At 37.1% G+C, this 12468-nt stretch carries 9 protein-coding genes; 6 read left to right on the forward strand and 3 right to left on the reverse strand.

All coding sequences use genetic code 11. From position 1 onward, the window contains the following. The first annotated feature begins 49 nt into the window (after window positions 1–49). From FHS59_RS10965 to mtgA, 5 genes are all read left to right on the forward strand, one after another. Complete coding sequence (locus FHS59_RS10965; RefSeq protein ID WP_184495185.1) at window positions 50–1900, forward strand: DUF3857 domain-containing protein; 1851 nt, start codon at window positions 50–52, stop codon at window positions 1898–1900. 90 nt (window positions 1901–1990) lie between these two features. Then, entirely contained in the window at window positions 1991–3916 is a 1926-nt protein-coding gene (locus FHS59_RS10970) for a DUF3857 domain-containing protein (protein ID WP_184495186.1), read from the forward strand. Then, a complete protein-coding gene (locus FHS59_RS10975; RefSeq protein ID WP_184495187.1) occupies window positions 3916–5853 on the forward strand; it encodes a DUF3857 domain-containing protein in 1938 nt (645 codons plus the stop codon). Before FHS59_RS10970 ends, FHS59_RS10975 begins: the two co-directional genes overlap by 1 nt. Window positions 5854–5919: 66 nt before the next feature. Continuing rightward, a complete protein-coding gene (locus tag FHS59_RS10980; RefSeq protein WP_184495188.1) occupies window positions 5920–6717 on the forward strand; it encodes a class I SAM-dependent methyltransferase in 798 nt (265 codons plus the stop codon). Window positions 6718–6726: 9 nt separating this feature from the next. Continuing rightward, complete coding sequence (gene mtgA / locus FHS59_RS10985) at window positions 6727–7422, forward strand: monofunctional biosynthetic peptidoglycan transglycosylase (protein WP_184495189.1); 696 nt, start codon at window positions 6727–6729, stop codon at window positions 7420–7422. A 449-nt stretch (window positions 7423–7871) separates the two neighbouring features. On the opposite strand, the gene FHS59_RS10990 is transcribed toward mtgA, so the two are convergent. Continuing rightward, complete coding sequence (locus tag FHS59_RS10990; RefSeq protein WP_184495190.1) at window positions 7872–9650, reverse strand: chloride channel protein; 1779 nt, start codon at window positions 9648–9650, stop codon at window positions 7872–7874. A 69-nt stretch (window positions 9651–9719) separates the two neighbouring features. After that, on the reverse strand, window positions 9720–10643 hold the full coding sequence (locus FHS59_RS10995; protein WP_184495191.1) for a M28 family peptidase: 924 nt from the start codon (window positions 10641–10643) through the stop codon (window positions 9720–9722). 70 nt (window positions 10644–10713) lie between these two features. Here FHS59_RS10995 and FHS59_RS11000 point away from each other — a divergent pair, with 70 nt between their 5' ends. Then, window positions 10714–11697, forward strand: a complete 984-nt coding sequence (locus tag FHS59_RS11000) for an NTPase (RefSeq protein ID WP_184495192.1) — start codon at window positions 10714–10716, stop codon at window positions 11695–11697. A gap of 193 nt (window positions 11698–11890) precedes the next feature. Here FHS59_RS11000 and yjjX read toward each other — a convergent pair whose 3' ends face one another. After that, the gene (yjjX, locus tag FHS59_RS11005) at window positions 11891–12457 is read right to left on the reverse strand and encodes an inosine/xanthosine triphosphatase (RefSeq protein WP_184495193.1); all 567 of its coding nucleotides are present in this window, start codon (window positions 12455–12457) and stop codon (window positions 11891–11893) included. Window positions 12458–12468 lie beyond the last annotated feature (11 nt).

Here is a 12468-nt window from a genome sequence, read left to right on the forward strand (position 1 = left end):
TGTTTTAACTTTTTTCATAATTTCAGCACAGTTATCCCCAATAATTTGCATGATAAGAACGTTACTCGGAGTTCTGTATATTTTCAGTTTTATACTCAACTCCACCTATGCTTCCAATAAGGATTCTGTTGATATTTATTCAGAGCTTTCCGAGAATCAGACTATTTCCATTTCCAAAGACTATGAGGTAACTTATCTTATAGAGAAAAATTTTACCATTTTTTCAGTCGAGGGACTAGATCATGCCTACACTTCACTTTTTTATGATCGATTAAATGAGATTGAAAATTTTGAATTAGAAGTTAAAGACCCGAGAACAGGCAAAACACTTCAAAAAGCAAAACTCAGAGACATGAGTGATGCCGCGATCTATTCTAACTCTACTGTTTTTGATGATAATAGGCGGAAATATTATGAAGTCAAAAGTGGCGTCTTTCCGATTGAAGTTAAGATCATTACACAGACAAAATCAAAAACGAATTTTTTTCTACCGACCTGGATCCCTGTTCATCGATACAATCAAAAAATCAAGAATTCAGTATTGACTGTCACCTATCCAAAAGGAATGGGATTAAGGTTTAAAGAATTGAACCTTCTTGGAAACAGGGAGGAAAAAGAAGAGAATGGGTTAGTTTCTATGATTTGGAAAGAAAGTGATCTCCCTATTCAGGAACCGGATTTAGATGAGGATGATGATCATAGATTGTTATTGGCACCCGTAAAGTTTGGTCTGGAAGATTATGCAGGAGAAATGAATGATTGGTCAGGTCTGGCAGATTGGCTTTATAAATTGAATGAAGGTCGTGATAAACTACCGGAAAATCTTAGGTTGAAAATCCATGAATTGACGGTTCATTTGGAAACTCCTTATGAAAAAATAGAAGTGTTGTATTCTTACTTGCAGGAAAACTTCAGATATGTAAGTATACAGCTTGGTATTGGTGGATGGCAGACCATGAGCTCTGATGAAGTGGCGAAATACGCTTATGGAGATTGCAAGGGCCTTTCGAATATCATGAGAGCCATGCTTACTGAAGTGGGAATTGAATCCAATTATACCTTGGTTCTTGCAGGTGAGGGAGAAGACGATATTGAAGTTGATTTTCCTTCGAACCAGTTCAACCATGTTATTTTGCAGGTCCCTACAGATTCAGATCCGATTTGGCTAGAGTGTACCTCTAATATGTTACCAGCTGGTTATTTAGGTTCGTTTACTAAAAACAGACATGTTCTTGTTACAAAAAATGGAGGAGGCTACCTGACTAAAACACCTACTTACGATCATCCTACTTGGAACAAAACGACCTCTTCCACCTCAATTGAAATCGATGCAAGAGGGGATGCATTTATTGAAACAGATTTACAGTTTGAAGGCAATTTTGCTGAGGATTTGATGTATGTGAAAAATCGGCTTGATGACCGAAAACAAAAAGATTTTTTCAATCGAAACTCTCCAGTTTCAGGATTGATTATCAGTGAATTGACTATCGATTTGGAAAATCAGGACTCTGTGCCTTTAGCAAAAACAAGCTATAAAGGTGTGATCCAAAAATTCACCCAAAGTACTTCTAAAAGGATCATTCTGAAATCTTTTATGGGACCGATTCAAAAAGACATGTTGTCCAGTAATCGCTTAGTTAAGACAGATTCTTTTAAGATTGATTTAGGTAGTAGTTTATCTCCCGAAACTAGTTTGGACCCTTTGATTTATGAAGAAGAGGGAAATAAAATCCTAATTGAGAGTAGGCTTGATGGAAATAATTTGACCATCAAAAGGGAAATTGATCTGACTTTTTCATCAGATCTGGAGGAGGAGGAAAAGGCTGAATTGATCAAAAAAATCAATTCAAAAGCCGTCAAAAGTTACATTTTTTTAAAACCCGAAATCCCAACTAATTAATATAAAGCGAGCAGACTGAAGGGTTTGGAATGTTATATCACTTTTCGTCAGTTTGAATCAATACAAGCAATAAAAACTAAAAACCATCATATGAAAAAAGTGTTTACAATTATTTTTCTCTTTTTCACATCGGTAACCTTCGCTCAGAACGTCAAAATGGGGAAGTTCTCAGAAGAGGAGATCGCAATCAAGCAGGTTTCTTATGAACCAGATGCAGGCGCTGTAGTTTTGTGGGAAGAAGGCGAATCGCAGTTTTTTTCAGACTTGTTAGAAACTACATACTTATTCCGAGTTAAGATTCTGACTGATGCAGGAAAAGAGCATGCTGATGTCCGTGTGAGATATTATTTGGGAGATAATAAAACAGAGAATATATCCTCTGTAAAAGCACAAATCACCAATTTCAACGGAGACGATGCTGAGACAATCAAATTGGGCAAGGAGAATATTTTTGATGTAGACCTAGGAGACGGATTGCGAGAAATGAGAATTACATTTCCCAATGTCCAGGTAGGTTCCATTTTGGAGTATACTTATAAAAAGGCCGATAAAAATCTGACGTTTTTGGATGGCTGGACATTCCAGAATTCGATACCTACTTTGGGCTCCCAATATCAGATCAAAATGATTCCAAATCTGGATTATAAAATGATCACTCAGGGTTATAATCTTATAAATAATGCTGAAATCTCTAATGAGTATGGGATGTATAAGTGGACTTTGAGGAATCTATTTTCCCTTAAAGAGGAGCCTTTTATGAAAAATTATAGGGACTATATTGAGAGAATTGAATTTCAGCTTTCACAATACCAGACTAATACCGATAACATGGGTCTGCAATGGAAAGACATGTTGAATACATGGGAACTGTTGGGTGATGAACTAATTTCTACCTACCGGGAAAAAGGCTTTTATAGAAACAATCCAATTGAGAAAGAATTGATGGATACCGATATCAGTGGTAGTACCCAAATGGAAATAGCAGAGAAGGCTTATTATTATGTACGCGATAATTTTACTGCCGAAGGAGAGGATTTCATTTATGCAGATCAGCAGATAAACCAATTGCTTAAAACCAGAATCGGCAGCCCTCAGGAATTGAGTTTGCTATTGATGGGGATTTTAAAATCTCAAGGTATTTCCTGCGATCCGATTTTGATCGGAAGTAAAGGAAATGGTAGAACCAATATCGTCCCATTCCCATTTTTGACTCAGTTTGATGAGATTTTGCTCCGAACAGAACTTGATGGTAAAATCCAGTACCTTGATTTGTCCGATAAAGATGCGCCATTTGGCTATGTGGATTTAGATAAACATGTGCTAGCGGGATTGTACCTGGTACAAGGTAAAAGTGCAATCATTCCTCTTGAGTTCAAGCATAATAGTAACAAGGTTTTTTATAGTGAAGTAAATTTGGAAGGTTCTGATTTGGTCATGTCAAACACCTTGCGACATTATTATTACGAAGGTTTGGACTGGAATAAATCTGTCTCCAGTTTGGAAAAACAAAAAGAGCCTTTGGAAAAATTGTTTTCACAAAACTCAGAAACAACAGTAATAAAGGATGTAGAAGTAGAAAACTCATTAATAGAAAAGAACTATGTTTCGACGAATTTTAAAATTGTCTTAGAGTCCGCTGGAGATCAGGATATGATTGTTTTTAACCCAATAAAATATTCCTCTTTTTCAAAAAATCCATTCACACAGGAATATCGAATATTCCCGGTAGATTTTGAGTATGCATTTACTGAAACCAGCAATGTCAATATCAAAATACCAGAAGGATATGAATTGGATGATTATCCAGAGGAAACAGTGATGACAATAGAAGGAAATTCGATTGTGTTTAGCTACAGTGCAAAACCAATGAATGGAGTTTTGGTAATTGGAGCTAAAATGATGGTTAAAAATCCTTTGATTTCGGCGGCACAATATGCAGATCTAAAATACCTGATGGAATCAGTGGCCTCTAAATTAAATGAACCTGTGGTCCTAAAGAAAAAAGCCAATCCTTAATGAAATCGTGTTTTCGAGGAATTCTATTTCTCGTTTTTTCGATTTTATTGAACCCTAAACTTTCCTATTCTCAGATTGAGTTTGGACAATATTCTGAGGAGGAATTGTCTTTGACACAGGTACCGTTTGAGCCAGATGCCCAGATAGTGACTTTATGGGAAGAGGCCAATAGCTACTTTATGGTCACTGGTCTTCATACGAATTACCATTTTAGATATAAAGTATTAGATGATAGGGTAGAAAATTTTGGAAATATAATTATCCCTTTTTATCGTGGGAAATCCCTCGTAGAGGATATAGTAAAAGTAGAAGCACAGGTATCTTATATTGAAAATGGCCAACGGATCTCTAAGATGTTGACCAAAGAAAATATTAAAGAAGTAAGCATAGGAAATGGTCAATTTGAAATTCGATTGATCTTCCCCCATGTAAAAAAAGGGAGTATTTTAGAATATAGGTATAAGAAAATTGATCACCAATATGGGATTTTGGAAGGTTGGAGTTTCCAAGGTACCTACCCCGCTTTGGTGAGTAAATTTACTTTTAAAGCTCCTGACTTTTTTCAATATCAAATGATCCAGCAGGGCAAAAAGGTAGCAGAAGTTGCCTCAATTAGCCCTAAAAAGAATCTTTTTTCTTGGGAAAGAAGGGATGTGCCTTCATTGCCTAATGAACCCTATGTCGGAAATTTTATAAACTATGAAGAACGGGTAGATGGATATCTTTATTCTAGTGAGTATGTGAATCCTGAAAAATTGGAAGAGTCCGAAATGGTCTATGCCACTTGGAATCAGTTGGCAAATCGTTGGTTAGAAATGGATGAAGTAGAAAGCTATGTTTATGCTGACCCAGAAGCCATCCCGGAATTCCCAAAGCTGAAATTGGATTCTCTTTCTAAATTGGATCAGGCCAAAACCATTTTCGAATACGTTTCCAACAATATCGAATTAAAAAGATCTAATTGGCTAGAACCATATTATTCTATATATGGTCTTCTTCAAAAGAAGGAAGGGAATTCTATTGACAAAAACTTATTGCTGACCTATTTACTCCGAAGACAAGGAATAGCTGCTGACATGGTTTTGATCAATGATAGATTCAGAGGGAGAAGCCAATTAATTGAGGTGCCATTTATCAATCAGTTTCAATCGGGCATTGTGAAAGCTAAAATTGATGACAAAGATTATTTGTTGGACGCCAGTGACTCCGTCACCCCATTTGGGCTATTGGCACACAATAAACTTGTCGAAAGAGGATTTATCCTTGAAAAAGATCATGGTCGATTAGAGGAGCTTCAGCATCAATTCCGGTCAGGAAGCATCCAAAATATCAATTTGGAATGGAATGACTCATCTGGATTTGTGTATAAAAATCAGATTAAACTTTTTGATCATGAGGCATTAAAATTTGGGAAGTTATTAGAAGGCCTAAAAGCTGATGAAAAGGTTTGGAAAAAGGATACCAGAATCGAATATGGAGAAATTGAAAATTTCTCTGTGGTGGATGAGCTTTCTTCGAAAAGGAGTATTTCGATAAGCTTTAATTCTAAATTGATTTCAGAAGAACCCAACTTGATTGTGGTCATGCCTTTTCAATTTTCTGAATATTTAAAAAATCCATTTACTCAGGAATCTAGGTTGCTGCCAGTTGAATATGAATTCCCATCTTTTGAAAATATCAATGCGACGATTACCATTCCGGAGGGTTTTGTTGTGGATGATTATCCCGAAACCATGACATTGACTATCCCATCTAAGAAAGTTAAGTTTACTTATCAGTCGTTCTTGGGAGAAAAAGAGCTTAAATTTTCTTCTAGGACAGAGGTGTCTACATATACTTTTTCGGCTTCTGAGTATCAAGACTTGAAGTTTATCATGGAGTCTATTTCGGTCCAGCTTAATTCGCCGGTTACTCTGCGGAAAGTTATTAATCCGTGAAATGCTTCACATTTTGAGGGGTCGGCATTTTTGTCCCTTTTTTTGTGATATTTTTGAAAGAAAAAGATGACAAAATACATCCACGGATATATCCCTGAAGAGCAGGAAAGGCTTTTAATACAGGCAGGAGTCTTGGCACCTCTGATTTATCCATGGATTGATTTTACTGGATGCCAGCATGTTTTGGAAATTGGGTCTGGAGTTGGAGCCCAAAGCCATTTGTTGCTTTCTCTTTATCCTCACATTGAATTGTCCTGTGTGGAGATTGAGAAAAAACAAATCAAAAAGGCCAAGCATAACCTGACCCAATTTATGGATCGAAGAATCCATTTTATGAATCAGGATGCGGGAGATCTTCAGTTGAAGAAAAAAGCCGATGGAGTATTTATTTGTTGGGTTTTAGAGCATTTGAATGATCCAGCAGCAGTACTAGCCAAAGCCCGTGAAAACATGTTTTCAGGCGCTGTAATTTATATAACGGAAGTATTTAATTCCAGCTTTCACTTTTATCCTCAATTATCAGGTCTGGATCGCTACTATCAAGCGTACAATCAATTGCAGCGGAATCTGGGAGGTGATCCAGATGTTGGATTAAGATTGGGTAATCTTTTGAAAGAATCGGGTTTTTCAGAGATTGAACTAAGTAGAAGTGGTTTTCATTTAGATCAGACTCAGCCTAAAGAATTGAAAAAAATAGCCAATTACTGGAAAGAATTGATGAAAAGCGGCTCGGAAGCTTTACTGGCCGCCGGAATAGTCAACACTGCCGATGTTTTGCAAATGGAACAAGATTTGGATCAAATCGCTTCGGATCCAGATGGAGTTTTGTTTTACCAATTTATCCAAGCCAAAGCAAGAGTTTAATAATCGTCTATGAAATTGATTAAAAGGATTTGGAGGTTTTTATGGAAAACTGTTATGTGGTTTTTCATTATTTCAGTGGGTTTGACCATCATCTATAGGTTTGTGCCAGTACCTGTGACACCTTTGATGGTCATTCGTCTTTTTGAACAGACCTTTGATTCGGAAAAAAAAGTCAGACTTTCCAAAGACTGGGTTCCTATTTCTGAAATCTCCAAGAATGCTCCCCAGGCTGTTATAGCTGCTGAAGATCAAAAATTTTTAGATCACCATGGATTTGATTTTGAAGCAATGAAAAAGGCTTGGGAGGGAAATAAAAAAGGGAAAAGAATTAAAGGCGCTAGCACCATAACTCAGCAAACAGTAAAGAACGTCTTTCTATGGCCGAGTAGAAGTTACGTAAGAAAAGGTTTAGAGGCTTATTTTACCGTTTTGGTAGAATTGATCTGGAGTAAAGAGCGGATTATAGAAGTTTATTTGAATGTCATCGAAATGGGAGATGGAATTTATGGTATTGAAGCGGCAGCTCAGAATTATTATAACAAACCGGCCATAAAATTAAACAGAAACGAAGCAGCAATGATCGCAGCTGTTTTGCCTAATCCGATCAGATGGAATCCCAAAAAACCAACTGCTTACATTATTGGGAGGCAAGGATGGATTTTAAGACAAATGAACAATCTTGCTCCAGTTGGATTTGGGAACTAGCTAGTACAGATTTGTATTCGGGTTGTTAAAATTGAATTATTTTTAGGGGATATTTTCTTTGATCAAGATTTGATAATTCTAGTTGTTGAAATCATTTTCAAGATTACCTGCTCAAATTTACTGCAACAGAATATTATTCTAATGAGGCCTATTTGTCCCTAAGAAATTGTGTTTGCTACAATATGTAAATCTGCTGCTCCCAAATGATAAAAATGGCCTAGGAAGGCTGTAATTCAAGTTTATTATTTGCAAGAAATATTTATCCACAAATTCAATAATTTATCCACACTTTTCCACATGATGGAAATAATGTATTGAAAATCAACATTTTAAATGTTATTCAAGGAAGATGATTTTGTGGATAAAAGATGCTAACTTGAAATAAAAGCGAAAAAACGTTAGTCGGAAAAGTGGATAAATTCAGATTCCAAATTTTATTCTTAATTCCTTTAATCTTGCTTTTGTCTAATCAATCTTTTACGATACGCATTAAAAATTCTTGATTTGGAAACAAATCCCAGATAGATTCCATTTTCGATTACCGGTAAGTTCCACGCTCCTGAACTCTCAAATTTTTCCATTGCTTTTTGCATATTTTCAGTAGCCAATAGGATTTCTGGTGGACTATGCATCAAATCCCGAATAAAAACGGTGTCTTGCTGACTGGCATCAAACATAATGTCCCGAATATCATCTAATGTGACAATCCCTCTTAAGGACTTTTTCTCATCTACTACCGGGAAAATATTTCGTTTTGAGATCTTTACTAGATTCGTTAAATCCTTCAACTTGGAGTCCGGGTGTATGGGTAGTAAATCCCGTTCAATTACATGGGTAATATCTATGAGCTCCAAGAGCTCTTGGTCTTTTGATTCTGGCAGGAACTTTCCTTTGTCCTTTAACTGTAATGAATAAAGGCTGTCTTTTTGGTAGTAAGTAGTAGTGATATAAGATATCGCAGAAACAAACATCAGTGGCACAAATAATTCATAGCCTCCCGTAATCTCTGCAATTAAGAATATAGCAGACAGTGGAGAATGCTGAACGCCACTCATGACTCCGCACATGGCTACCAGGGTAAAAGAAGCTAAGGGCAAGGGAATATGAAAGCCAAAAAGATTTTTGGAATAGGCAAATACGAATCCCACAATTCCTCCTACATAGAGAGATGGAGCAAATATACCTCCGCTACCTCCACCGCCGATGGTCAAAGCAGATGCTATTGGTTTTACTAAAATGATCAAAACCAGAAAGATGATGATCATGTATGGATTTTCTATGACAGAAAAGAAAGGACTTCTATTGAGGATTTCAGCAGATTTTCCCTCGATTAATTGATTTAGCGTAGAATAACCTTCACCATAAATAGGAGGGAAAAAGAAAACCATAAAACCTAATAACGCTCCGCCGTATAGCATCCTCATCGATTGACTCTCCAACCCTTCAAGAGCTGATTCGGTTTTTCGTACAGCTCTATTGAAGTACAATGAGACCAAGCCACAGATTATTCCCAATAGCAAATAATATGGCATATGGGATGCATGGAAAGTTTCCTGGAAATTAAAGTTGAAAATGGAGTCTTTTCCGATCAGAATCATAGAAGTCAATGATCCCATCACGGATGCTATCAGCAAGGGAATGAAACTCGCTGTACTGATCTCCATTAATATAACTTCAATCGCAAATATCACTGCACCAATTGGTGCTCCGAATATGGCGGATATAGCCGCTGCAGCACCACAACCAATCAATAAGGTTCTTTTTTTGGCATTCAGGTGCATAAGTAGGCCCGTATTGGAGCCGATCGCAGAACCGGTCACTACCATTGGAGCTTCAAGTCCTACCGACCCTCCAAAACCTACAGTCAAAGCCGAAGTAAATAATCGACTGTACATTTTTACCCGAGGAATTAAACTCTGCTTTTTTGAAATAATAAAAAGTACATCCGGAATGCCATGCCCCCCTACATCTTTAAAAATAAATTTACCCACTAAATAAGCAGCGGTAATCCCTATCATGGGATAAAGGATGTAAAGAAAATTTGCGTATTCGTTATAAAAATCCTCCGTCAAAAACTCCTGAATGGCATGAACACCACTTTTAAGTATGACTGCTGCCAAGCCTGAGATGACCCCTATAATTCCACTTAGGATTATAATAAAGGCTTGATTACTCAGATGCCTGAGTCTCCAGATTAAAAGTTTTGTAATAAAATCTGATTTAGGCAAAATTTGACTGGATTTCTATGAGACAGCCTGCAAATTACGCATCAATTCAGGCAATCCGAAGGATTCGCTTCATTCTTTCAGTAATTCTTGATCTAAGGCAATTGTACATTTAAGAATCAGATTTACTGCTTGATAGTAAAAGTCAGGTTGGATGTTCTTAAACTCGTCACTTGGCTTGTGATAATCAGGATGATCTTCTACGCCAAAGTAAATATGGGGAACACCTCTATCTAAAAAAGGACCATGATCGGATGATTTGCTCCAATCATCGCTACCCGTATTTGGCAGGTCATGACCAAATTTTAGTGTTGGGCTTTGGCCAGAAGAAGCAGCTTCTAAAATTGGTTTTAGATCTGGGTTTTGATAGGTCCCAGAGGCATACAATTCATTATTGTCATTTCTGGAAATCATGTCCATATTGATATTCAGAACTATGTTTTCTAATGGAAATGGAAAGTCATTGACTATGGCTCTAGCTCCCTGCAATCCCATTTCTTCTCCATCCAATGCTGCGAAAATCATACTGTGCTCTGGTCTATTCTTTGAAAAATATTCTGCAAGTGCCAATAAGGCAGCAGTTCCAGAGGCATTGTCATCAGCACCATTATAAATAGAGTCACCATCTACGGGTCTTCCCACTCCTACATGGTCATAATGCGCAGTGATCACAATAAGGTTTCTAGATTTACTGCCTGCCACAAAACCCACAATATTGACGCCTTCTATGGTTTTCTTATCCCTTCTGCTTTCGAAGTTAAAATGCTGCTCATGATTTTTGTATTGAGTAGGCAATTCCAGTTTTTCGAATTTTTCTTTGATAAAGTTTCTAGCCTTGATATTTTCTTCTGTTCCGGATTTTCTTCCGCGGAAACTATCTGAGGATAAAAATTCTATATTGCCTAAAAGTGATTTTCTATCAACTTTTTGGGCGATTGAAGAATGCCATACTAAAGCCAGAGTGAGACATAGTATGGATTTCAAAAGCTTATGCATCTATGATAATATTTTGCGTTATGTATATTCGTAAAATTACTAAGCAAAGGGACTTCACCTATTACTACGAATGAAATATATTTTATCGGTATTAATTATTTTTAGTTTTATCGCCACAAGTTTAGGACAGGGGTCCATGCCTGAAACTTTTTTTAATGGAAAGTCAATAGTAATGGTTTCCAATGATCCTGGAGCTAAACCAAATATGTCCTGGAAGGCCTTAGCGGACAGTTTGCATTCTGCTATTGTGGAAGCCGGCGGAGATCCTGTGGGGTATTTTGAATTAGAGCAAGTTGCGATATCCGAAGCTGTGCAAGCAGACTATGCTCAGGCATTTTCCAGTCGTCTGGTCAAAAATATCATTTTTATAACCAGGCAAAAGAATGCGACGAGTATTCATGTTGCTCCGTTTACTGAAAATACCCAGATCATTCCAAGTACAGCATTGTACGGAGTTTCAGGATCGGATTTTCAGGCGGCGAGTGAGCAATTTGCAGCACTTGGCAAAACGAATAAGTCTAAAAATCTTCTCGTCATCGATGTGCCGGAATTTCCGTCCATCAGCCAATCAGAATCCACATCAAGTCAAAAATTCCTGTTGTCTAATCCGCTGAATTTGGAGGTTTTCAAATTAGGTATTCCAATTGAAGGTTCTTCAGCTGAAACTGGGCTTTTAAGTTATTTCAGGTACGATATGTACGGGAAATCCCAGGCGACTATTTTGGCAGAGCAAGAGGCACAAAAAGCTGGGATAGAACAGATTTTAAAAGCAGAATACCCTTATGACATCGAATGGCTGACCGAGGCAAAAACGGATCAGGAATTAATTCAGGATCGGGTTCAATTCCTCTTGGTGAAAGTGGAGGCGAGAGAATCAGATATGATGAAGAGTATGGGAGTTGCTGTTCCCGAAGGAGATGCCGCAAATCGTACCGTGGTGAAATATTACATTAAGTTGATTGTTCGAAATGAACTATACATTGGTCCTGAGTGGGATGCCGATCCAGACTGGAGGGTTGCATTGCGAAACTTCCTGAAAAATCTAAAAAAATAGACCTCCAGTGGAGGCCTACCGTTGAGTCAAAATTAGGGGTGATTGAAACAACTTCTATTATTTATTAGCTAACGAATCTGTGTCATGACATTTAATGTCTAAAAGAAGTTATTTTAATTGAAAATTCCAACGATTGCTAAAATTTTTTATATACCGAATAACTTAATTAATATTTTCGGCTATTAAATCCTTTTTAATAAAGATTTTGATTTAAAAATGGGATTAAGGCAAGAATGATCGCCTGGGAATAATAGTTTTTTCTATCAAGTACTCCGTGTGTCAAAATTCCAACTGACCCACCTTGTTGTTTAGAATTTTCTTTTTGAAAAACCTGGTCATCGGCTTCTCCTAGCTCCATTCCAGAGTGGATCAATTCCGTGACTTTCTTGGGTAAATAGAATGTTCCGGTTTTTGCCTGGGAAGATTTTCCTGACTTATCCAGAATATAGATCCATGCAAATGCTAGCATGCCATGCTCATCTTCTTCGATTCCTCCCTCTATTCCCACCCAATAATCTGCTTCAGGAAAAGTGTTTTTAGAATTTAATGCTCTGTTTTTGGCACCTTCAAAAGTTTCTTTGCTTCCTTTGGGCTGATCTGAGACTCCTGAAGAAGCATTTACGCCATTGACTAGAAATGATTTTGAAAAAGCTTCTGAAAATGCATTTTCTGTGCTGCTAAGTTTGACTGGATTTTTGCTTCCAACGATGACTAATTGCTTTTCAGAATCTTGATAATTTACTCTTTTTGGGAAATTCATAGACATAAAAA

The organism is Algoriphagus iocasae, from assembly GCF_014206875.1.
In the GTDB taxonomy this organism is placed as follows: domain Bacteria; phylum Bacteroidota; class Bacteroidia; order Cytophagales; family Cyclobacteriaceae; genus Algoriphagus; species Algoriphagus iocasae.

Excerpts from the sequence above, each read along its gene's own strand:
- FHS59_RS10965 (WP_184495185.1), top strand. The coding sequence starts at position 50 with ATGATAAGAACGTTACTCGGAGTTCTGTATATTTTCAGTTTTATACTC.
- FHS59_RS10970 (WP_184495186.1), top strand. The coding sequence starts at position 1,991 with ATGAAAAAAGTGTTTACAATTATTTTTCTCTTTTTCACATCGGTAACC.
- FHS59_RS10975 (WP_184495187.1), top strand. The coding sequence starts at position 3,916 with ATGAAATCGTGTTTTCGAGGAATTCTATTTCTCGTTTTTTCGATTTTA.
- FHS59_RS10980 (WP_184495188.1), top strand. The coding sequence starts at position 5,920 with ATGACAAAATACATCCACGGATATATCCCTGAAGAGCAGGAAAGGCTT.
- mtgA (WP_184495189.1), top strand. The coding sequence starts at position 6,727 with ATGAAATTGATTAAAAGGATTTGGAGGTTTTTATGGAAAACTGTTATG.
- FHS59_RS10995 (WP_184495191.1), bottom strand. The coding sequence starts at position 10,643 with ATGCATAAGCTTTTGAAATCCATACTATGTCTCACTCTGGCTTTAGTA.
- FHS59_RS11000 (WP_184495192.1), top strand. The coding sequence starts at position 10,714 with ATGAAATATATTTTATCGGTATTAATTATTTTTAGTTTTATCGCCACA.
- yjjX (WP_184495193.1), bottom strand. The coding sequence starts at position 12,457 with ATGAATTTCCCAAAAAGAGTAAATTATCAAGATTCTGAAAAGCAATTA.